The sequence below is a fragment of the [Clostridium] hylemonae DSM 15053 genome, assembly GCF_008281175.1.
Classification (GTDB): Bacteria; Bacillota; Clostridia; order Lachnospirales; family Lachnospiraceae; genus Extibacter; species Extibacter hylemonae.
On record NZ_CP036524.1, the window covers coordinates 369,768 to 393,026 of the forward strand.

19 protein-coding genes are annotated in these 23,259 nt (G+C 50.9%); 18 read left to right on the top strand and 1 reads right to left on the bottom strand.

What is annotated here, in order from left to right; translation table 11 throughout:
• Positions 1 to 10 precede the first annotated feature (10 nt).
• The 9 genes from hisF to hflX all read left to right on the top strand — a co-directional run bounded on the left by hisF (position 11) and on the right by hflX (position 10,489).
• Positions 11 to 772 (top strand): imidazole glycerol phosphate synthase subunit HisF, encoded by a 762-nt coding sequence (gene hisF, locus LAJLEIBI_RS01750; RefSeq protein ID WP_006444259.1) that lies wholly within the window; start codon positions 11 to 13, stop codon positions 770 to 772.
• A 67-nt stretch (positions 773 to 839) separates the two neighbouring features.
• On the top strand, positions 840 to 1,508 hold the full coding sequence (locus tag LAJLEIBI_RS01755) for a uracil-DNA glycosylase (RefSeq protein WP_006444258.1): 669 nt from the start codon (positions 840 to 842) through the stop codon (positions 1,506 to 1,508).
• A gap of 27 nt (positions 1,509 to 1,535) precedes the next feature.
• Complete coding sequence (lpdA, locus tag LAJLEIBI_RS01760) at positions 1,536 to 2,963, top strand: dihydrolipoyl dehydrogenase (RefSeq protein WP_006444257.1); 1,428 nt, start codon at positions 1,536 to 1,538, stop codon at positions 2,961 to 2,963.
• Between the two features lie 89 nt (positions 2,964 to 3,052).
• Positions 3,053 to 3,583, top strand: a complete 531-nt coding sequence (locus LAJLEIBI_RS01765; protein WP_040435751.1) for a hypothetical protein — start codon at positions 3,053 to 3,055, stop codon at positions 3,581 to 3,583.
• A 264-nt stretch (positions 3,584 to 3,847) separates the two neighbouring features.
• On the top strand, positions 3,848 to 6,250 hold the full coding sequence (locus tag LAJLEIBI_RS01770) for a heavy metal translocating P-type ATPase (RefSeq protein WP_083790645.1): 2,403 nt from the start codon (positions 3,848 to 3,850) through the stop codon (positions 6,248 to 6,250).
• A gap of 169 nt (positions 6,251 to 6,419) precedes the next feature.
• On the top strand, positions 6,420 to 6,779 hold the full coding sequence (locus tag LAJLEIBI_RS01775; RefSeq protein WP_006444253.1) for an ArsR/SmtB family transcription factor: 360 nt from the start codon (positions 6,420 to 6,422) through the stop codon (positions 6,777 to 6,779).
• 43 nt (positions 6,780 to 6,822) lie between these two features.
• Positions 6,823 to 8,673 (top strand): heavy metal translocating P-type ATPase, encoded by a 1,851-nt coding sequence (locus tag LAJLEIBI_RS01780; protein ID WP_227056339.1) that lies wholly within the window; start codon positions 6,823 to 6,825, stop codon positions 8,671 to 8,673.
• Between the two features lie 8 nt (positions 8,674 to 8,681).
• Positions 8,682 to 9,209 carry a tetratricopeptide repeat protein gene (locus LAJLEIBI_RS01785; RefSeq protein ID WP_006444251.1) on the top strand — a complete coding sequence of 176 codons (528 nt, stop codon included), beginning with the start codon at positions 8,682 to 8,684 and terminating at the stop codon, positions 9,207 to 9,209.
• Positions 9,210 to 9,214: 5 nt separating this feature from the next.
• On the top strand, positions 9,215 to 10,489 hold the full coding sequence (gene hflX, locus LAJLEIBI_RS01790; protein ID WP_006444250.1) for a GTPase HflX: 1,275 nt from the start codon (positions 9,215 to 9,217) through the stop codon (positions 10,487 to 10,489).
• On the opposite strand, the gene LAJLEIBI_RS01795 is transcribed toward hflX, so the two are convergent.
• A complete protein-coding gene (locus LAJLEIBI_RS01795) occupies positions 10,435 to 11,280 on the bottom strand; it encodes an AraC family transcriptional regulator (RefSeq protein ID WP_040435749.1) in 846 nt (281 codons plus the stop codon). The two genes, hflX and LAJLEIBI_RS01795, sit on opposite strands and share 55 nt — an antisense overlap.
• Positions 11,281 to 11,447: 167 nt before the next feature.
• On the opposite strand from LAJLEIBI_RS01795, the gene dapF reads away from it, so the two are divergent.
• The 9 genes from dapF to LAJLEIBI_RS01840 all read left to right on the top strand — a co-directional run bounded on the left by dapF (position 11,448) and on the right by LAJLEIBI_RS01840 (position 23,170).
• A complete protein-coding gene (gene dapF / locus LAJLEIBI_RS01800; protein ID WP_040435748.1) occupies positions 11,448 to 12,305 on the top strand; it encodes a diaminopimelate epimerase in 858 nt (285 codons plus the stop codon).
• 27 nt (positions 12,306 to 12,332) lie between these two features.
• Positions 12,333 to 15,683: a helicase-exonuclease AddAB subunit AddB gene (addB, locus tag LAJLEIBI_RS01805; RefSeq protein WP_006444246.1), complete on the top strand. Its 3,351-nt coding sequence runs from the start codon at positions 12,333 to 12,335 to the stop codon at positions 15,681 to 15,683.
• Entirely contained in the window at positions 15,680 to 19,294 is a 3,615-nt protein-coding gene (addA, locus tag LAJLEIBI_RS01810; protein WP_006444245.1) for a helicase-exonuclease AddAB subunit AddA, read from the top strand. Before addB ends, addA begins: the two co-directional genes overlap by 4 nt.
• A gap of 624 nt (positions 19,295 to 19,918) precedes the next feature.
• Positions 19,919 to 20,242: a PadR family transcriptional regulator gene (locus LAJLEIBI_RS01815; protein WP_006444242.1), complete on the top strand. Its 324-nt coding sequence runs from the start codon at positions 19,919 to 19,921 to the stop codon at positions 20,240 to 20,242.
• On the top strand, positions 20,239 to 20,925 hold the full coding sequence (locus tag LAJLEIBI_RS01820) for a DUF1700 domain-containing protein (RefSeq protein WP_006444241.1): 687 nt from the start codon (positions 20,239 to 20,241) through the stop codon (positions 20,923 to 20,925). Before LAJLEIBI_RS01815 ends, LAJLEIBI_RS01820 begins: the two co-directional genes overlap by 4 nt.
• 3 nt (positions 20,926 to 20,928) lie before the next feature.
• Positions 20,929 to 21,762 carry a DUF4097 family beta strand repeat-containing protein gene (locus LAJLEIBI_RS01825; protein ID WP_006444240.1) on the top strand — a complete coding sequence of 278 codons (834 nt, stop codon included), beginning with the start codon at positions 20,929 to 20,931 and terminating at the stop codon, positions 21,760 to 21,762.
• 44 nt (positions 21,763 to 21,806) lie between these two features.
• The gene (locus LAJLEIBI_RS01830; protein WP_006444239.1) at positions 21,807 to 21,998 is read left to right on the top strand and encodes a PspC domain-containing protein; all 192 of its coding nucleotides are present in this window, start codon (positions 21,807 to 21,809) and stop codon (positions 21,996 to 21,998) included.
• Positions 21,999 to 22,167: 169 nt separating this feature from the next.
• On the top strand, positions 22,168 to 22,362 hold the full coding sequence (locus LAJLEIBI_RS01835; protein WP_006444238.1) for a small, acid-soluble spore protein, alpha/beta type: 195 nt from the start codon (positions 22,168 to 22,170) through the stop codon (positions 22,360 to 22,362).
• 109 nt (positions 22,363 to 22,471) lie between these two features.
• Positions 22,472 to 23,170, top strand: a complete 699-nt coding sequence (locus LAJLEIBI_RS01840) for a WecB/TagA/CpsF family glycosyltransferase (RefSeq protein ID WP_006444237.1) — start codon at positions 22,472 to 22,474, stop codon at positions 23,168 to 23,170.
• The last annotated feature ends 89 nt before the right edge of the window (positions 23,171 to 23,259 follow it).

The window sequence follows — 23,259 nt, forward strand, 5'->3', positions numbered from 1 at the left end:
GAGGATACATATGCATACGAAGAGGATCATTCCATGTCTGGATGTAAATAACGGGAGAGTCGTCAAAGGGGTAAACTTTGTGGACCTGAGAGATGCGGGCGACCCGGTGGAGATCGCAAAGGCATACGACGCCGCCGGAGCAGACGAGCTGGTGTTTCTGGACATTACAGCCTCGTCTGACGCGCGCAGTACAGTGGTCGATATGGTGCGCAAGGTGGCTGAGACGGTGTTCATACCCTTTACCGTAGGCGGAGGCATACGCACGGTGGAGGATTTCAAGGCGCTGCTGCGGGAAGGGGCAGATAAGATATCGATCAATTCTTCAGCCATCAACACACCGGACCTTATATCGGAGGCGGCCGGAAAGTTCGGAAGCCAGTGCGTCGTGGTGGCGATAGATGCAAGGAAGAGAGCGGACGGAAGCGGCTGGAATATCTATAAGAACGGCGGCCGGATCGATGTCGGGATCGATGCGCTTAAGTGGGCGGCGCGTGTGGAAGAACTTGGGGCAGGAGAGATCCTTCTGACGAGTATGGACTGCGACGGTACAAAGGGCGGTTACGATCTGGAACTTACCAGGGCCGTGGCGGATGCCGTATCTATACCTGTCATTGCCTCTGGCGGCGCGGGGACGCTGGAAGACTTTCACAGGGCTCTGACGGAGGGAAAGGCAGACGCCGCGCTGGCGGCATCTCTGTTCCATTACAAAGAGCTGGAGATCAGGGAAGTAAAAGAATATCTGAAGGAAAAAGGAGTCTCTGTCCGTCTGTAGCATTTGGATATCAGAAGAAAAAGAAATACGATCAGATAAAATGATAAGAAAATGAGGTGGCATAACAATGGCAGCAATTAATAATGACTGGCTGGAAGCGCTCAGGGGAGAGTTTAAGAAACCTTATTACAAAGAACTGTTTCAGAAGGTGAACGAGGAGTATAAGACGAGACTTATATTTCCGCCTGCGGATGACGTGTTCAATGCATTCCACCTTACGCCTCTTAAGGACGTGAAGGTAGTCATACTCGGTCAGGACCCGTACCACAACAACGGGCAGGCGCATGGCCTGTGCTTTTCAGTAAAAAAAGGGGTTGAGGTGCCGCCGTCACTTGTGAATATATACCAGGAGCTGCACGATGATCTGGGATGTACGATTCCGAACCACGGTTGTCTTACGAAATGGGCAAAGCAGGGAGTGCTTCTTTTGAATACCGTGCTGACTGTGCGGGCGCACCAGGCCAACTCCCACAGGGGGATCGGCTGGGAGGAGTTCACGGACGCCGCGATCGCGGCGCTCAATGCCCAGGACCGGCCGATCGTATTCATATTGTGGGGAGGACCGGCCCAGCGGAAAAAAGCAATGCTGAACAATCCGAAGCATCTCATACTCGAGTCGCCGCACCCGAGCCCGCTGGCTGCATACCGGGGATTCTTCGGCAGCAGGCCGTTTAGCAGGACAAATGAATTTCTGAAAGAAAACGGGCTGGAGCCTATAGACTGGCAGATTGAATAGGAGGAGGCGGCAGAAGGGGGGATACATATGGAACAACAATATGACTTATTGATAATCGGGGCCGGTCCGGGAGGCTATGTAGCTGCAAAGAAGGCGGCAAAGCTTGGAATGTCTGTGGCTGTGATCGACAAGGGCGAACTGGGGGGCACGTGCATCAACCGCGGCTGTATCCCGACAAAAGCGCTCATACACGCGGCCTCTTTATACCGTGAAATGCGGGAATGTGAACGGTTCGGGCTGTCTGCCGGCGAGGTCGGTTTTGACCTTCAGAAGATCTATGAGTATAAAGATCTGTCTGCGGCGGAGATGAGAGCGGAGCTCGGCCGGGAATTTGACGGCGCCGGGATCCGTTTTATCCAGGGAAAAGCTGTGATTCAAAGTGACCGCAGAGTGCGCGTTGTATCAGATGAAAATGATACTGCATACTATAAAGGAAAGTACATTCTGATAGCTACAGGCGCCAGGGCAAATATGGTTGATCTGCCGGGCATGGATCTGCCGGGCGTCATGACAAGCGAAGAACTGCTTACAGCCAATGAAAGCCAGTATGAGAAACTGCTCATACTCGGCGGCGGTGTGATCGGACTGGAGCTTGCAACTGTATTCAACGCGCTTGGTACAGAGGTGACTGTGGTGGAAGTTTCCGACCGGCTTCTTCCGAACATGGACCGGGAATTTTCGGATGTGCTTGAAGAGATATTGGGGCACAGAGGTATCCACATTTACAAGGAAAGCATCCTGGAGAGAGTGGAGAAACGGGGAGATAACATCAGCTGCCAGTTTGTGTGCGGGGGCAGCAACCGGGAAGTGGAGGTAAACGCGCTTCTCGTCTCTGTAGGGCGCAGCGCAAACACAGAAGGACTGTTTGATCCGGATGTGTCGGTGAAGACAGATAAAGGGAAGATCGTAGTAGACGATTTCTACATGACGAGTATGCCGGATGTCTATGCGGTGGGGGATGTCATCGGGGGGATCCAGCTTGCCCATGTGGCCTCCGCCCAGGCGACCTATGTCGTGGAGCGGATGAACGGAGTTCAGCCGTCGGTTATCATTGAGATGGTGCCGAGCTGTCTCTTTACTCCTATTTCCATCGTGCCGAGCTGTCTGTACACGGATCCGGAGATCGCGTCTGTCGGAATAACGGAAGAAGAGGCGAGGAAAAAGGGCGTGCCGGTGCGGTGCGGAAGGTACACTATGAGTGTGAACGGACAGGCGATCATCTCAAAAGAGGAGAAGGGATTTATCAAGGTTCTCTTTGCGGCGGACAGTGACGTGCTCCTTGGGGCGCAGGTCATGTGTCCCCGGGCGACAGATATGATAGGCGAGCTGGCGACGGCGATCGCCAACGGGCTCACTTCGACCCAGCTTATGTATGCCATGCGCGCGCATCCTACATTTAACGAGGCGATCTCCTGTGCGGTGGAAAACAGCAGGGAAAGTGAAAGCCGGTGGTAGAAATTCGCTCTTTTTCTTGCGTTCAGGAGAATCAAGAGCGTATAATATTTACAGAAGCTAAAGGTAAAAAGGGAAATGGAGGGCCAGTTATGGAATTAAAACAGACGAGGACGCTTATGGATGTGCGCAGAGGGTTTTTAATGACAGTCCTCAGCGTGAGTGTTGTAGCCATACTTATAGCGGGCATAGTTTCAAATTACTTCTTTTACAGTATTCCGATATTTACAATATGCGTATTTGCCATATTTATCGTTATGCTGTCGATTTTTTACGATATATATATCAACTCCACATATCGGATCTTTCTAGTGGACGGCGACGTATATATCTATTATCCGACGTACAGCTCAAGAGCCGGGAATGAATTTATCTTCTACCGGGTGAAGGAAGTGGATTACTCAACCGTAAAGGGCAGTTCCATTTTGTTCAGCGGTACAGTGGAGGTCAGGACAGAAGGAGTTGAGCGGGAAGGGATGAAAGAAGTTGCGGACCCGGAAGCGCTGTTCAAAGATGTATTCTCGGGAGAGACGTATAATATCCAGAAAAGATTCCGTATCTCCAGAATTTTTGAAAATGAGAATGAACTCATGGGACTGCTGGCGGAAAAGCGGAAGAAATAAGCAGGGTGGACGTATAAACAGGCGGGCGCGCGAAGATGCGCCCGCCTGTTCTGTCTGTTCTGCCCGGGGATCATGATTTTCTCAAGCTGGTACTGGCGGTGGCTGGCAGGAAGGGGAGAGATTTAGCAGCCCATGTATGAAAACCAGAATCTTCTATTGACATTTTTGAAAAAGTATGATTATATTAGAGTATAACATATGAATGGTTGTTCACATGTTCATAAAAACAATTGATATAATTTTAAATGTTCAGGAGGATTAGTTATGTTAGCAGCTGAGAGAAAAGCATTTGATGAATGCGGGTGCGGCCATGGGCTTCACGGACATGACGGGCAGAATGAGCACGATCATGACCGCGGCCACGGGCACACAGAGGAATGTCATGAACATCACGAACATATAGACGAAGCACATAATCATATCGGTCATAGCCACGCACATGAATGTGGCGGTCAAGACCACGCCGGTCATGACCATGGCGGCCATCAGCATGACGGCAGCTGCGGCTGCGGCCATGAAGAGGCGCACACAGGACAGGAGTTTGCACAGGTGAGCGCGGGTGTTCCGCAGAAAGTATATATTCTGGAGAACCTGAGCTGCGCGAACTGCGCGGCGAAGATGGAGGAGCAGATACGTAAGATGCCGGAAGTAGAGATGGCGACGATCACCTATGCGACGAAACAGCTTAAGGTGGCTGCCAGAGAACAGGAAAAACTGCTTCCCACATTCCGGGAAATATGCCGCTCCATTGAAAGTGAAGTGACTGTGACCCCGAGAGATGAGATACAGAGTCAGCCGAAGCAGGAGCGTTCCGGATTTTTTGCGGAGAACAGAGCCGATGTTCTTGCGATCGCAGGGGGAGCCGTCCTGTTCGTCGCAGGCGAGGTGCTGGAACGGACGGCGGCGGATCCGGTGATCGCCTCGGCCGCGTTTATCGTGGCTTATATACTGCTCGGATGGGAGATCGTATTTACGGCGGTGAAAAATCTTTCCAAAGGCCATGTGTTTGATGAAAACTTTCTTATGAGTGTGGCTACACTGGCGGCGTTTGCCATCGGGGACTTTGCCGAGGCAGTCGGAGTCATGCTGTTTTACCGCGTCGGAGAACTGTTTGAACATATAGCGGTGGAACGAAGCCGTTCTCAGATAATGGATGCGGTGGATCTAAGACCGGAAGTTGTCAATCTTGTGCACGGGGAAGCAGTCGACGTGATACCGGCTGAGACGGCCGAAGCCGGGGATCTTATCCTCGTGCGGCCGGGTGACCGGATACCGCTTGACGGCAAGGTGGAAGAAGGTGAGAGCCGTATTGATACCTCTCCGGTGACGGGGGAGCCTGTACCGGTCAGTGTTAAGCCGGGGATGGATGTCGTCTCAGGGTGCGTAAATGAACAGGGTGTGCTGAAGATAAGGGTTGAAAAACCGCTGAGTGAATCTATGGTGACAAGGATCCTGGATTCGGTGGAGAACGCGGCGGCCAGCAAGCCGAAGATCGACCGTTTTATCACCAGATTCGCGAGAGTGTACACTCCGATCGTAGTTGCGGTGGCCGCGGCTACGGCGGTCATACCGTCGCTTGTGACAGGTGATTGGAATCACTGGATATATACGGCGATCACTTTTCTCGTGATCAGCTGTCCATGCGCGCTTGTACTCAGTGTGCCGCTTGCGTTCTTCTCGGGTATCGGCGCCGGTTCACGGCAGGGGATCCTGTTTAAAGGCGGCGTGGCCATCGAGGCGCTCAAAAGTGTGAAAGCCGTAGTCATGGATAAGACAGGGACGATAACAAAAGGTAATTTCGAGGTACAGCAGGCGACGGCGACGGGACGTTTTACAGAGAAACAGGTGCTCAACATTGCGGCTGACTGTGAGCTGGATTCCTCCCATCCCATCGGAAACAGTATTGTGAAGGCGGCCAGAGAGATGAAGCTTGCGCTGGTGAGGCCAAAGAGATCAGAAGAGATATCCGGAAAAGGCGTGCGCGCCCTATTCCCTGAAGGAGAAGTGCTCTGCGGAAATAAGGCGCTGCTGGAAATGCACGGTGTAGACACATCCGCGTACCACAATAAAGGCTATGGCACAGAAGTTCTCGTCGCCGTAGGCGGGGAGCTGGCAGGATGGCTCGTCATAGCAGACATCATCAAAGAGGAGGCAAAAGAGGCTGTCGGCATGCTGAAAGCAAGAAATCTCGTCACGGCCATGCTGACCGGAGATGCAAAAGACAGCGCAAAGGCTGTGGCGGCCCGGACCGGAATCGATGAAGTGCACGCACAGCTTCTTCCGGAAGAAAAGCTCGATCATCTGAGACAGATACGGAGGAAACACGGTTCGGTCATGTTTGTCGGCGACGGGATCAACGATGCTCCCGTTCTTGCCGGCGCGGACGTCGGCGCGGCGATGGGAAGCGGCGCGGACGCGGCTATTGAGGCGGCGGATGTGGTATTTATGACATCTTCCGTGACGGCCATACCGGAGTCTGTCGCGATCGCCAACGCAACAGGAAAAATAGCGATGCAGAACGTAGTATTCGCCCTTGCGCTGAAACTGCTGATCATGATCCTTGGTTTTGCGGGGATGGCAAATATGTGGATGGCAGTGTTCGCAGATACAGGGGTTGCCATGCTCTGCGTGCTGAATTCGATCCGCATATTGTATAAACGTGTGTAGTGGTTGAATACAGACCTTATAATGAGTGAAACATATTAAATAGGAAATAATGACACCAAGATTACGAAAATGTTAATTTTGGTGTCATTTTAGTAAAATGGTTGAAAAGGGATGTCCTATGTTGCATAATTAACAAGTGAACGGATATTCATATGAAAGGGAGAAATCAATGAGGAAACCAGAAGCGGAATGTTGTGAGGTCACCTGTATCCACGATGATGTGATCAGCAGAGTGAGCAGACAGATGCCTCCGCAGGAGAGAATGAAAGAACTGGCCGATTTTTATAAAGTATTTGCAGACGCCACGAGAATCCGTATCTTGTGTGTGCTTCTGGAGTCTGAGATGTGTGTCTGTGACCTGGCGGAGGTGCTCCAGATGACGCAGTCTGCCATATCGCACCAGCTGCGCGTGTTAAAGCAGGCCAAGCTTGTGAAAAACCGCAGGGACGGCAAGACAGTCTATTACTCGCTGGCCGACGGGCATATACAGACGATCATCAGCCAGGGAATGGAGCATATTACGGAGTAGACAACATATATATACAAAAAAGGGAAGTAGAATGACCAGGCAATTGAAACAGAGACTTTTAATATACGGAGCAGGCGTGTTTGTGTACGTGTGCGCAGTTGCGGCAACGATACAGTATACGCTGTCTGACTGGGTGAAGTTCATATTGTTTTTAACGGCATATCTTGTGGTAGGATTTGACGCGTTCCGCCAGCTTGCGGAGCACCTGATGAAAAAGGAGATATTTTCAGAGTATCTGCTTATTATCCTGGCGACGACAGGCGCGTTTGGCGTGCAGAGATATACGGAGGGCGTACTTGTCATGCTTCTGTTTGAACTCGGGATGATGTTTGAGGCAGTGTCCACAGACAGCGCCAGGCGTTCTATTGAACAGATGATCGACATCCGGCCTGAGTATGCCACAAGAAAGGTGCGGGGCAAAGAGACGAGAGTGGAACCGTCGGAGCTGAAGCTGAGACATATCATCGTCGTCAAGCCGGGAGAGAGGATTCCGGTGGATGCCGTTGTCACAGTGGGGACGTCCACGGTGGATACAAAGGCGCTGACCGGAGAATATATGCCCCAGACGGTGGAGCCCGGGGACGAGATATATGGAGGATGCATCAACCTGAGCGGTGTGATCGAAGCGAGAGTAAGCCGCATTTACCAGAATTCCACAGTATCCAAGGTGATGGAGATGGTGGAGGAGGCGCAGAATAATAAGGCGGAGAGCGAGACGTTTGTCACGAAGTTTTCCAGAGTTTATACGCCTGTCATGATCGTGTGCGCACTGTTCATCATGATCTATCCGTCTCTGACTTTTTCTTACGGCAACTGGGATACATGGATCTACCGGGGACTCATCTTTCTTGTCGTCGCATGTCCGTGCGGCCTTGTGCTGTCCGTACCGCTTGCGTTTCTGGCAGGGATCGCGTCTGCGGCCCGGCAGGGGATCGTAGTAAAAGGCGGAAATTATCTGGAGTTTCTGTCAAAGGCAGATACATTTATATTTGACAAAACGGGTACGTTGACAGAAGGTGTCTTTAAGGTCAAGGAGATAAAGGCAGAAGGCATGACGGAGAATGAGCTTCTGGAGATGGCGGCCCATGTAGAGAGTTATTCCAATCATCCGATCGCAAAGTCGCTGCTAGCGGCCTATGAGGGAAAGCTGGACAGATCACGGGTGCGAAGAGTCAAAGAAGCGCCGGGATTCGGCATCAGCGCCACCTATGACGGCAAACGTGTCCACATCGGCAATTACCGGATGCTGGAGAAGCAGAATATAGAACACAGCAGGATAAAGAGGACGGGAACCGTGATTTATCTCGTGGCCGATAAGAAGTATGCGGGTTACATAGTCATTGCCGATTCGGTGAAAGAAGACGCGGGCCCGCTTATGCAGTACCTGAAGGAAAAGTGCAGGGCTGTTCTCGTTATGCTCACCGGGGACAATGAAGCTTCCGGCATGGAAGTGGCCGAGGCGCTTGACATGGATTACGCTTATACAGATTTGATGCCGGAAGATAAGCTGGAGCAGATAGAGGATTTTCTCGGTCTGCAGGACAAGACGGAAAAGGTCGTGTGCGTCGGAGACGGCATCAATGACGCGCCCATACTGGCACGCGCCGATGTGGGGATCGCCATGGGCGCGCTCGGTTCAGCCGCGGCGATCGAGGCGGCCGATATAGTGCTGATGGAAGATGAGCTTATCCGGATAAAAGACGCGATCCGCATCTCCAAGGAGACACTCAGAGTAGTCAGCCAGAATATCGCATTTTCAGTGGGCATGAAGATCATCATACTGCTGCTGGCGGCGGTAGGGTATTTCGGCATGTGGGAGGCTATTCTCGCAGAACTTGGAGTTATGTTTGCGGCGATACTGAATGCAGTGTGGGTTGTAAAATATACGGTATAGGAGGAAATATGAAGAAATATATGGTCATCCTGTCCGCCGCGGCGGTCAGTGCCGTGCTGACAGGATGCGTTAAGAACTATGCTGAAGAAGGAGTAAAATACCTGGAAAAGGGCAAATATAAAGAAGCGGCAGAACAGTTTGAGAAGGCGGTCGAGGCAGACCGGAATGTAGGAGACGCCTTCCGGGGCATCGGCATGGCCAAGTGGGAACAGGAAGATTACGAAGGAGCCCGCGATGCATTTAAGGAAGCGCTTGACAACGGAGCTGAAAAGACAGGCGCCATATACAATCTGCTCGGCAGCTGTGAGATGAAGCTTAATGATCCGCAGGGTGCCCTCAGCTATTACCGGCTGGCGCTCTCCGCCGAAGACAGCAGCGAGGATCTTCTGAAGGAAGTAAAATACAACATGATAGCTGCCTACGAGCAGTCAAAAGACTGGGAGAGCGCAAGGGCAAAGCTGAAAGAATACATTGCAGAGTACCCTGATGATGAGACGGCCGGGAAAGAGGCCGAATTTTTAGAGACGAGACAGTGAGGCGTATGATAGATTTAAAAGAAGAAATAGAACGGATCATTCTGGTCGGCGTAAGTGTGTCGGATCAGGATGATACAGAAAAGTCATTGGATGAGCTTGCGGAACTGGCTGCCGCCGCCGGCGCGGAGACGGCGGGGCGCATCATCCAGAGCAGGGAGCAGGCGCACCCTGCCACTTATATCGGAAAAGGGAAGCTTGAAGAGCTTAAAGACCTCATCTGGGAGACATATGCGACGGGCATCATTTGTGACGATGAGCTGTCGCCCGCGCAGATGGGGAATCTCCAGGATGAACTTGATGTGAAGGTCATGGACCGGACACTTGTGATCCTGGATATTTTTGCATCCAGGGCGTCCACGAGCGAGGGGAAGATACAGGTGGAGCTTGCACAGCTCAAGTACCGCCAGTCCAGGCTGACGGGATTCGGGAAATCTCTGTCCAGGCTCGGCGGCGGGATCGGGACAAGAGGTCCCGGCGAGAAGAAGCTGGAGATGGACCGGCGGCTTATCAAAGGAAGGATCGCCCAGCTGAACAGGGAATTAAGGGATGTAAAGCGCCACCGCGAGGTGACGAGAGAACAAAGGAGCAGAAACCAGGTGCCGGTGGCCGCTGTTGTCGGATATACGAATGCGGGCAAATCGACGCTTCTCAATGCGCTCACGGGGGCGGATATTCTGGCGGAAGATAAGCTGTTTGCCACGCTGGATCCGACAACCCGGGAACTGAAGCTTCCGAGCAAGCAGAGCGTGCTCCTCACGGACACGGTCGGATTTATCAGAAAGCTGCCGCATCACCTCATAGAAGCATTCCGCAGCACGCTGGAGGAGGCGAAGTATGCGGATATGATACTGCATGTGGTGGATACGGCAAATCCACAGATGGACGAGCAGATGCATATTGTATACGAGACGCTTCGCAGCCTCGGCGTAAAAGACAAACCGGTCATCACTGTATTCAACAAGCAGGACAAAGAGGGGGCGCAGCGGACCGTGCGTGATTTCCAGGCAGACTATACGGTGCGGATATCGGCAAAGACAACGGAAGGCCTGGATGAACTGAAAGAGATGATAGAGGCAGTGCTGCGCGGGCAGAAGGTGCTCATCGAGCAGCTCTACTCCTACAAAGAGGCGGCGAAGATACAGCTCATCCGTAAGTACGGAGAACTGACCGCAGAAGAGTACCGGGAGGACGGGATCTTTGTGAGCGCATACGTACCGGTATCTATTTATGATAAGGTGAGAAGTGTATCTCTCGGTGATTCTTTGAATAATGCCTTGTAGGCGCGCTGAAAGGTAGAGTAATCCTTATAGCCGCACTCATAGGCAGCCTGGGCGGCGGATGTGCCGGAGAGGATAAGTTCCCGTCCGAGCAGGAGGCGCTTCTGTGAGATATAATTGCCTATCGTGCAGCCGGTCTCCTGTTTGAACAGGCGCATCATATAATATCTGCTTATGAAGAAAGTCCCCGCAATGCCGTCGATCGTTAGTTCATCGGACAGGTGGCTGCCTATATATTCCAGTATATCGATGATCTTCGGATTACAGGCATCCGTGTCAATGAATTCCAGATGGTCTCCCTGGGCGGCGCGGCTCAGGTGGATCATGAATTCGATGAAGAGCACCTGCCGGTAAAGAGCGGCGGCATACGCGTCATCAGAGAAAGAACGTTCCAGCCGGGTGATGGATCTAAACAGAGAACTCTTTTCAAGAGAGGGAATACGCAGGACATTAGTTCCTGCTTTTTCTGCCTTTAAAAAGCAGCAGTTCAGGTCGTAGTCCTCTGTCTTATAGGCATTCATGAAATTGGGTGAGATGTAGACGATGATACGTTCGTAAGGAAAATGATTGTCCACAACGAGGCGGTGGATATCATTGTGTTTTACGAGTACGATATCGTAAGGCTTCAGTTCATAGGATTTTCCTTCAATTATATAATTTACGCGGCCGCGGATCAGGATGGTGATCTTATCAAATTCATGATAATGGTATTCTATCTCTTTCGTCTCCGTGTCTGTCAGGTGAAACAGACGGAATTCGCTGTTTAAGTATCCTCGTTTTTCATATTGTCCCATCGTTTTTTCTCCTTTTGCAATTATTTTAGCGGAATGGGGCATTATTTGCAATATAGTAAGCATTATTTGTATTGAATTTGAAAATAATGCCTGTTATGATATACATATAATGCAGACCTTGAGTGATCAGGGATATATGAAGACGGTATGTTATGGAGGTAACGAAAATGAAAGTTGTTTTGGAAAGATACCATGGACTGGGAAATGATTATGTCGTGTTTGACCCGAATAAAAATGAGCTGGGCCTTACGCCGGAGAACGTCCGCATGATCTGTGACAGAAATGCGGGACTTGGCTCCGACGGAGTTCTGGAAGGCCCCGTCATGAAGGAGGAGGGCATGTTCGTAAAAGTCTGGAATCCGGACGGCAGTGAATCTGAGACGAGCGGCAACGGTGTCCGCATCTTTGCCAAGTATCTGAAAGACGCCGGATATGTGCAGAAGAAGCATTTCAGACTGTTTACAGAGCACGGACCGGTTGAGGTGGCTTTCTTGAATGAGGACGGAAGCCGTCTGCGCGTGTCCATGGGAAAACTTTCCTTTTACAGCGATGATATCCCTGTGACGGGAGAAAGAAGAGAAGTGATCAACGAGGATATGGTGTTTGGCAGAACGCTTTATCCGGTGACTTGCGTGACGATCGGAAATCCCCACTGTGTCATACCGATGCGGGAGATATCAAAGCCGCTCGTGTGCAAGATAGGCGACTATGCCGAGATCGCAAGATACTTTCCGAACCGTATCAACACACAGATCATGCAGGTCATCGATAAGGAAAACATAGCGATAGAGATATACGAAAGAGGAGCCGGATACACGCTGGCATCAGGCACCGGCGCGTGCGCCGCCGCAGGCGTGGCATATAAGCTTGGAATGACGAACAATAAAGTGATCGTACACATGCCGGGAGGGGAACTCCAGGTGGAAGTGGAAGACGACTGGAACGTATATATGACAGGGGATGTGTTCTATGTGGCAAAGATCACTCTGAGCAATGAATTTGTAGAAAAATTAAGAAGCGTATAGTATACTAAGGCATAGGAGGAAAGACCTATGCCTTTACAATTTATATTCGGGCCGTCAGGTTCGGGAAAATCAACGTATCTTTATGAACGTGTCATAGAAGAATCTCAGCGTTATCCAGAGCAGAAATTTCTGGTTCTTGTGCCGGAGCAGTTTACGATGCAGACCCAGAAAGATCTTGTCAGTATGCATCCCAATAAAGGAATCATGAATATCGATGTCTTAAGCTTCGGACGTCTCGCTTACCGTGTGTTTGAGGAGACGGGCGGCGGGGCGCTGCCGGTGCTTGACGACGAGGGGAAAAACCTTATCCTGCGCAGGATCGCCGGCAGTTATGAGGATAAGCTTAAAGTGCTGAAAGGAAACATGAAGAAGCTTGGCTATATCAGTGAGGTCAAATCTGTCATCTCGGAATTTACCCAGTACGATATCGGGGAGGAGGAGCTTGAGAGGGTGATGGAGACGGCCGGGCCGGATTCCAGGCTCTATTATAAGCTCAAGGACATCCTGCTGCTGTACAAAGGCTTCTCTGAATATCTGGAGGAAAAGTATATCACAAAAGAGGAGCTCCTCGATGTGCTGAGCCGCATGGCGGGCCAGTCTGAGCTTCTGAAGGACAGCACGGTCGTGCTGGATGGTTTTACAGGATTTACCCCGGTACAGAACCGGCTTCTTCTCGAGCTGATGCGCTGCTGCAGGGATGTGATCGTGACAGTGACGATGGATGACAGAGAGGATCCTTATGTGTATACGCATCCGTATCAGCTCTTTGCAATCAGCAGACAGATGGTCACATCCCTCATAAGGATCGCCCGTGAGTCTTCGATAGAAGTGAAAGAGCCGGTCTGCCTGTACAGCAGGCCGCTTCCCCGTTTCAGGGGAAATGACGCGCTGGCGTTTCTGGAGCGCAGTCTGTTCCGTTATGGACAGAGTGTCTATGGAGGAGAGCAGGAGGCGGTATCCGTCCACGCAGCGAGAAATCCGGAGGAAGAGGCGCTGGCTGTGGCCGGGCGGGTGCGGAATCTTGTGCGGACGAAGGGATACAGATACCGTGAGATCGGAGTGATCGCCAGTGATATGAATACGTACGGGGACTATCTTGAGCAGGCCTTCGATATGTACGGCATTCCGGTATTTATGGATCATAAGCGCAGTATACTGCTGAACTCTTTTGTGGAATATATCCGCAGTCTGCTCCATATGGTGCAGCAACGGTTCAGCTATGAGAGCGTATTTCGTTTCCTGCGGACGGATCTTGCGGGATTTACGGGCGAGGAGGTGGACGAGCTGGAGAATTATGTGCTCGGCCTCGGTATAAAGGGTTACCGGAAATGGCAGGAAAAATGGGTCAGAAGGCTGAAAGGCATGAAGGAAGAGGACCTGGGGCGGCTGAATCATTACCGGACAGTATTTGTGGAGAAGGTGGACGGCTTCAACTATGTGCTGCGCCAGAGGAAAAAGACGGTGCGGGATATCACGATGGCGGTCTATGACTTTATGGTGCAGGAAGAACTGCAGGTGAAGCTTAAAAGGCAGGAGGAAGCGTTCCAGAGAAGCGGTGAGCTTGCGCTGGCGAGAGAGTATGCGCAGGTATACCGTATTGTTCTGGAACTGTTTGATAAGTTTGTGGCGCTGCTCGGAGATGAGCCTGTGAGTCTGGACGAATATATAAAGCTTCTGGACGCGGGGCTTGAGGAGGCCAGGGTGGGCGTGATCCCGCCGAGTCCCGACCAGGTGGTGGCAGGAGATGTGGAGCGAACAAGGCTCAAAGATATAAAGGCGCTGTTTTTTGTCGGCGCCAATGATTCATTTCTGCCGGGGGCGCTCGGACAGGGCGGCCTTCTGTCGGAACATGACCGGCAGCAGTTTTCAAAAGAGAAGCTCGCGCTCTCTCCCGGTAGCAAAGAAAAAGCATATATCCAGAAATTTTATCTGTATATGAATCTGACAAAGCCGTCGGACTTACTGGAAGTATATTACAGCAAGGTGTCTTCCGACGGCAGGAGCAGCAGGCCGTCTTATCTGATCCAGGAGCTCAGGCGTCTGTTTCCGCATTTGTCCGTGGAAGATGAGGAAGAAAAAGAACTGCATCTGCAGGAGATGACGAAGGAGACTGCGGTGAGCCGGCTGATCGACGGGCTCGGGAGCGCAGATATTCAGGCGGATGCCGGATGGAAGGAACTGTTCTCGTGGTACAGGAGGAGTCCGGAATTTAAAGACCGCCTTGAGAGGCTTATCGAAGCGGGATATTATACTTACACGATGGACGGGCTTACCAGATCCGCGGCGAAGCGGCTGTACGGGGATACATTTGAGGACAGCATTACGAGGATGGAGCGGTATTCCACGTGCGCGTTTGCCCATTTCCTCACATATGGGCTTGGACTTACCGAACGACAGGAATACGAATTCCAGGCTGTGGATCTGGGGAATGTATGTCACAGCGCGCTTGAGAAGTATTCAAAGCGGGTGGAGGAAGCCGGAAGAGACTGGACGGATATCAGTGACGGGCAGCAGCGGGAATGGGTGGAGCAAAGTGTTGAGGAGGCGGTGACAGACTACGGCAATTCCGTGCTTTACAGTTCTGCCCGCAACGAGTACATGATAGGGCGGATGAAACGGATGCTCTCCCGCACGATATGGGCGCTGACAGAGCAGCTGTCGGCCGGTGATTTCAAGCCGGCCGGCTATGAGCTGAGATTTGCCAACGGGAAGATCGACAGGGTGGATACGTGTGAAGACGGCGGTAAGATATATGTGAAGGTACTTGATTACAAGACCGGCATGAAAGCATTTGACATCGTGTCGCTCTACGAAGGGCTGCAGCTCCAGCTTATGGTATATATGGACGCCGCGGTAAAGCTGGAACAGCGCAGGAATCCGGGGAAAGAGGTCGTTCCGGCAGGGGTCTTCTACTATCGTATACAGGACCCGCTCGTTGAGAAATCAGAAGGAGAGGAAGAGCGCAGGGAGGCGGTGCTGAAGGAACTGAAGCCGGACGGGATCATGAGTCAGGAGGAAGAAGTGCTGTCCCATCTGGACAGAGACCGGTCGGGGGAATCCATCGCTGTTCCAGTCAAATATAATAAAAACGGGAGCCTTGCGAAGGGTTCTAAGACCGTGCCGGGGGAGGACTTCCGCGCTTTGATGGAATATGCGGTGGGGAAGGTGTCCGCCGTACATCAGGAGATCACGGAAGGAAATACGGCGGTGCGCCCATACCGGAAAGGCCAGGAGACGGGATGCGATTATTGTAAATTCCGGCATGTGTGCGGATTTGATCTGAAGGTGCCCGGATATGCGTACAGAGAACTGGATAAGATGAGCAGGGAGGAGGCGGTTGCCGCCATGAAAAGGGAGAAAGGAGAAGGAGAGAAATGAGTGTCGCGTGGACAGAGGAACAGCAGAAAGTCATAGATTTACGTAAGCGGAATATTCTTGTGTCTGCAGCAGCCGGTTCCGGGAAGACCGCCGTGCTCGTGGAACGCATCATAGCGATGCTCACGGACGCGGAGGATCCGGTATCGGTGGAGAGTCTTCTTATCGTAACTTTTACAGAAGCGGCGGCGGCGGAGATGAAGGAGCGTATCCGGGACGCGATTGAGAAGAAGATTTCGGAGGATGGGGAAAACGAACATCTGAAGACGCAGGCAACGCTGATCCACAGCGCCCAGATAACTACCATCCACAGCTTCTGCCTGTCGGTCATACGCGATCATTTTCATGCGATCGATATCGACCCGGGATTCCGCGTCGCAGAAGAGGGAGAACTGAAATTGATGAAGCACGATGTTCTCGGACAAGTGCTGGAAGATAACTATGAGGAAGGCGGTGAAGCGTTTCAGGAGTTTGTGGAGGCCTACGGGAGCGGGCGGGACGACAGGAAGATAGAGGAGCTCGTTCTGAAGCTGTATGAGTATTCGAGAAGCTATCCTGATCCTGGAGGGTGGCTGCAGTCCTGCGTGGACGCCTATGACATAAAGAATGTGGAAGAACTGGAAAGCAGCACATATATGGAGCTTATCCGGAGGCAGATAAAGCTGTACATGGCAGATGCGGAGAGTCTGACCGAAGAAGCGCTCGGTGTGTGTATGGAGCCGGACGGCCCTTCTGTCTACGAGGAAGCGCTTCTGGCCGACGGCGGGATCGTACAGAGCTTTCTTGCGGCCAAGTCATACGAGGAGCTGTACGAAGCTTCCGGCCGCATAAAGTGGACGAAGCTGAAGGCCAACAGGGATAAAACGGTGTCGGAAGAGAAGGCTGCTCTTGTGAAGGCTGCCCGTGATGAGGTGAAGAAGACGGTAAATGACGTGGCGGCCCAGTATTTTTACCAGGCTCCTGACGGTGTGCTGGAAGACATGGCGCTGTGTAAGAAGGCCATGGCTGTGCTTGCTTCGCTTGTGGATCAGTTTGCCGCCAGGTTTGAAGAACAGAAGCGGACGCAGAATATGATCGATTTCAGCGATATGGAGCAGTATGCGCTCCAGATACTGGCTGTGAAAGAAGGGGACAGTTTCGCGCCGACTGCCGTTGCAGGAGAATATCAGCAGCGGTTCCGGGAGATCATGATCGACGAGTATCAGGACAGCAACCTGATACAGGAGACGATACTTACGAGCGTGTCTACGGTTTCGCAGGGAAAAAACAATATTTTTATGGTAGGTGACGTGAAGCAGAGCATCTACCGGTTCCGGCTCTCCAGGCCTGAGCTTTTCATGGAGAAGTTCCACACATATGACACAAAGGACAGCAGCCGGCAGAGGATCGACCTGCACAAGAACTTCAGGAGCCGTTCGGAAGTGCTTGAAACCGTCAATTATATATTTGAACAGATCATGACGCCTGCGCTTGGCGGCATCCGGTATGACGACGAGGCGGCTCTTTATACCGGGGCTGACTACGGGGACGGCGGGGAGGAAAGCAGTAACAATACGGAGATCCTTCTTGTGGATACGGACCTTTCGCCGTTTGCGGACGATGAAAAAAAAGAGAAGAAGGAGGCGGCCCCGTCGGACAGAGAACTGGAAGCCAGGGCGATAGCGGGGCGGATCCGGAAGCTTTTGGACACGCAGAAGGTACTGGACAAAGCGGCCGGAACGTACCGCAAGGCGAGATACTCGGATATTGTGATCCTCACAAGAAGCGTAAAAGGATTCAGCGACGTATTTTCAGAAGTGCTGAATAAAGAAGGGATCCCCACATATGCGGGCACGAGGGAAGGATATTTTGAGACGCAGGAGATCGGGGTGCTTCTCGATTATCTGCGCGTGCTGAATAACAGGAAGCAGGATATCCCGCTCGCGGCAGTGCTTAAGTCCCCGTTTTTAGGATTGACGGACGAAGAGATGGCCGACATAAAAAATAAGGCAGGAGATCTGCCGTTTCATGAGGCGGTGCCTGCCTATGCGTCCCGGGAGGAGACGGCTGCCGCTCGAAGGCTGAAAGCCTGCCTGGATATGATGGAGCATTTCCGCAAGAAGGTGCCCTACACGCCGATCCATGAGCTGCTCCATATGATCCTGAAAGAGACCGGATACGGGGATTACACGGCGGCCATGCCCGGCGGAGAGCAGAGAAAGGCCAATCTTAAGATGCTGGCGGAGAAGGCGAAAGCATTTGAATCTACAAGCTATAAAGGGCTGTTTCATTTTATAAGATATATAGAACAGCTGCAGAAGTATGATGTGGATTACGGGGAGGCCAGTCTTGAAGATGAGCAGTCTGATACGGTCCGGATCATGACGATACACAAGAGCAAGGGTCTGGAGTTCCCGATCGTGTTCGTGTCAGGTATGGGGAAGCAGTTTAATATGATGGATGCCAGAAGCAGCGTTGTCCTTCACGCGAGACTCGGCGTGGGGCTGGATGCTGTGGATACAGAACTGCGCACGAAAAGTCCGAGCCTGCTCAAACGGGTGATCCAGAAGGAGGAGGCGCTTGACAGTCTCGGCGAGGAGTTGAGAGTGCTGTATGTGGCGCTTACGAGGGCGAAAGAGAAGCTGATCGTGACAGGCGCGGTGAAAAATGCAGGGAAAAAGATGGACTCCTACGGCCTTACGAAGCGCCGGAGCGAACGGCAGCTGTCGTTCACCCAGCTTGGACGGGCGGGCAGTTATCTCGACTGGATCCTGCCGGCTATGATGAGAAGGACAGAAGAGATTCCTGTTGACATAGAGCTGGTTACGGCAAAAGATCTTGTGAGAGAGTCGGCAGGGGAATATATCAGAAACCGGCTCACAGCGGAAATGCTGAGGCGCTGGGATACAGAGAGGGTCTATGACGGGCAGATGCATACACTCATAGAAGAACAGTTTTCTTATGAGTATCCGTACAGTTTAAGTAAAAACCGGAAGCTGAAATATACAGTCTCTGAACTTAAAAAGAGAGCCTACATGGCGGAGGAGGCCGGTGAGCTTCTTTATGAGGAAGAAGAGGTCGTTCCGCTCATTCCCGAATTTCTGAAAGAGGGAGAAGAACTGACCGGAGCTTCGAGAGGTACGGCGTACCACAGACTGCTGGAGCTTCTGGACTTTACGGCGGATCACGCAGATGCATCACTGAAAGCGGAGATCATAAGGCTCAGAGATGAGGGGAAGATGACGGCTGATATGGCGGAGTGCATCCGCACGGAGGATATCCTCGGATTCCTGAACTGCGGCGCAGGAAGGCGTATGAGAGAGGCTGCGGGGAATCAGAGACTATATAAAGAGCAGCCCTTTGTGCTCGGCACAGACGCGAGGGAGATGTATCCGGATGAGGCGGAGGGCGAACTGATACTCGTACAAGGGATCATCGACGTATATTTTGAGGAGGCGGACGGCCTTGTTGTCCTGGACTATAAGACGGACAGGGTGAAAAGCGCCGGGGAGTTAAAGGAAAAGTATCATGCTCAGCTGGACTATTACGCCCGGGCGCTGGAGCAGATAACCGGGAAGCATGTGAAAGAGAAGATCATTTATTCATTTGCGCTGCGGGAGGAGATCAAGGTTTAGGGTTAGAGAGAGTTTGTGATGTTATGGTAGTGTACGGAGGAGCGCAGCAGTGTACAGAGCCGCAGCAAAGCGGCTTCGCCAGCCGGGAATCCGTAACTGCAAGAAGCGCCGGAATCAGGCAATCAGACCTATTCGGAATGAAATCTTGAAAAGATTTCTTTCCTCAGAGGTCTTCTCGGATGTTATTTGAGATAACATCCTCGTGCCTGATTCCGGCGCTTCTTTCGTAACGGCTTCCGCGTCTGGCTCCGAACGCCTTGCTGCGGCTCTGTACACTGCTGCGCTCCTCCTGTTCCTTTCCTAAGCTCTAGACCCTCTCTGCGCCAAAGATGTTGAAGGGCTGTTTCAATGGATATAGTTGTATGTGGAAGAGGGAGTATTTTTGTTTTTATTTTTGTGAGGCGCCGGGGCGGCGTTTTTTTATTTGGAAAGGGGAAATGGCGGAGAGGATTGGGGGCGCTGCTGTTTTCTTTTTGGGGGGGCTTCGGCATATTTTTGGTTGTATTTTGAAGAAAAATATAATATGTGTTGACAAATGATATTATACAACATATAATATAGACATAGAAATAATATTGATATTTACATAATATTATTAAAAATACACGGCAAAGAGGTGATAATATGGTATTTAACACCGGAGCAGCTCTTTTGGATGCGATTGTTCTTGCGGTTGTGTCGAGAGAGAAAGAGGGGACTTATGGTTATAAGATCACCCAGGATGTGCGGCAGGCGATCGATGTGTCTGAATCGACACTTTACCCTGTGCTCAGAAGACTGCAGAAGGATGAATGCCTGGAGGTATACGATCAGCAGTTTGACGGCAGGAACAGACGTTACTATAAAGTTACGGAAAAGGGAATGGCCCAGCTGAATCTGTACAGGGTTGAATGGAAGAATTATTCGAATAAGATCAATGAATTGTTTGAGGGAGGTGCAACTGCATGAATCGCATTGAATTTATGACAGAATTAGCCGCATTATTACAGAATGTACCTGTGGAAGAGCGCCGGGAGGCGATGCAGTATTATAATGACTATTTTGATGATGCAGGTGAAGAAAATGAACAGAGAGTTATAGAGGAACTTGGAAGTCCCGCGAAAGTGGCAGGAACGATAAAGGCCGGTTTGAGCGGAGACGACGGCGCGCAGGGAGAGTTCAGCGAGACAGGATACAGAGATACCAGATTTGAGAGAAGAGACGTGCCGGCAGGAAGAGAAGGGTACAGATACGGGGACGAGGAGCCTCCGAGAACAAACCGGACACTGAAGATCATACTTATCGTTGCGATCATCATTGTAGGTGCTCCGGTTGTCATACCTTTAGCTGTGGGAATATCAGCGGCAGTATTTGCATGTGTGGCGGCTTCGTTTCTGTTTTTTCTGGCGCTCGTCATTGCATCCATAGCAGTAGCGATCGCAGGTATATCCCTGCTCTGTATAGGGATCGCCAATCTGGTGCCCGCACTTGCGGTAGGAATGGCGCTTGTAGGAACAGGACTCTTGCTGACCGTGCTGGGAGCGATCGCCACGGTGGGAACGATAAGGCTCTGTATTATCGTTTATCCCGGCATAATCAGAGGAATTGTATGGATACTGAGAAGACCGTTTCAGGGAAAGGTGGTGGCGTAAGCTATGAGAAGAGGGTGGAAGATATTCTGGATCATATGTGCAGTCGTTGCTGTGACTGGTTTTGCCTGCTGTATGGCAGCGCTTGGACTCGGTGTTACAGTTGAGGCGATAGAGGACCGTTTTCCGAATGGGATCGGCATTGTGAAAGACAATGACTGGCACCACAGCGGAAAGACATATACAGGTGATGTGGATGAAAGTGAGACATTTTCTAAAGAACAGATCCGTGAGATAGACGCTCACATATCCGGAGGAGAACTGCAGGTTCTGCAGTCGGATACGGATGAGATCAAGATCGAGACGTCAGGAGTAGATTCCCGTCTGAAGCTGAAATACTATGTGGAAGACGGAGAACTGAAGATTGAGACGAAAAAGCACATATGGGGACTGAACGGCGGGAAACATATAGGCACCATATATTTGTTCGTGCCAAAAGACTGCCAGTTTGAAGAGGTAAACTTTGAGGTGGGCGCAGGCTACCTGTATGTGGAAGACATATTGGCGAACAGCCTTGAAATAGAAGTAGGAGCAGGGGCGGCCGATGTAGACAGCTTTCACGCCGGCGAGGCAAGCTTGGACTGCGGGGCGGGAAAGATCACGGCCTCCGGACTGGCTGACTGGGAACTGGATATTGACTGCGGCATAGGTGAGATCGACCTGGACGTCAATGCAAAGATGGAAGAATACAATTATTATATCAAATGCGGTATCGGCCAGGTAGATGTGGGAGACGACTATTATTCCGGGCTGGGAGCTAAAAAAACAATTGAGAACAATTCCGGAAAAGATATGAATATTGACTGCGGAATAGGCAAAGTGAGCGTGGATTTTTATTAGACATGAAGCGCAGCGATCGACAAATAAAAAGGAGGAATTAGACTATGGAGACAAAGAGATTATACCGTTCAAGGGAAAACCGCATGATCTGTGGAGTATGCGGAGGTGTTGCAGATTATTTCAACGTAGACCCGACACTCATAAGACTTGGACTCGTACTGCTCGCTTGTACAGGTACCGGCATTCTGGCATATTTCATTGCCGCGATCATTGTACCGGACCAACCTCAAACATAAAACTACAAGAGAAAAAAAGCGCCTTTTGGGCGCTTTTTTTCTGCAATTTGCAGAATTTGCATAGGGGTCTGACCCCTCCATATGAGAGGGGTCAGACCCCTATGCAAATTCTGTATATTTTCAGAAAACTTGTCAATACTCTCTAAAAATGAGAAGGAGTGTTTTGACTATGTCTGGTAAAAAGAATAAACCAATTAATCTTCAGGAGCTTACGGATGAGGAAAAGGTAAAATATGAGATCGCCGAGGAGCTCGGACTTCTGGACAAGGTTATGGCGGACGGCTGGAGGTCGCTGTCATCCAAGGAAACAGGGCGGATCGGTGGCTTGATAACGAAAAAGAAACGGGAGAAGGAGAAAAAGTAACAGAATTATTACGAATATTAATAAGTGTGAACAATTGACGACAAAGGTTGAAAATCCAATATCCTTTTGCTATAATCGAAAAACTGAAATAACATGATAAGGTGAGCATATGAACGATAAGATTAGCGTTTTAGATATTGATATTGACAACTATACGGCAAAAGAAGCGATGAAAGAGACGGTCAGCTACATGGAGTCGGACCCGGTAAATGTCGTGGAGCTGGTGACGGTTGACGGACTGATGCAGATGGATGAAGTGCCGGAGCTTAAGGATGACATAAGGAAATTTGACCTTGTGCTCGCAGGAGACAAGACGATCCTGGAGGCTGCGGAGATCACGGACAGAAGAACGATCCAGGAGACAGAGGGACATGTATTTTTGAAGATGTTCTTCCGTTATATCCATAAGAACCATAAAAGAGTCTATCTTCTTGTGGAGTCTGAAGATGAGGGGGAGCATCTGTATAATTACCTGGAGCATTCTTACAGCGGTTCCCAGATCGTGGGACTGGCCAAGGTATCGGCGCTGAACCGGGCAGATGACATGCTGGTGAACGCCATCAACGGGGGCGAGGTCGACTGTGTGATATCTGTTCTGTCGTCTCCGCTGCAGGAAGAGTTTATAGCCAAAAACCGCGGGATCCTCAACATAAGGATCTGGCTCGGACTCGGCAAAGGAATACTTCCGGTCGGCCGGACCGGTTTCGGCCAGGGGAGGATCACCCAGTTTCTCCTGAAGAGAATTTTCAAAAAAGAAATTGAAAAAAGAAAGAGAGATATGAGCGGTGCGCTCGTGTCCGCGAAATAAGAAAAATATAAGAAATTATTTTTGGTAACAATGTACATGGTTTTGACTGTGAAAAATATATGAAAAATTGAGGAAATTAACAAAAAATT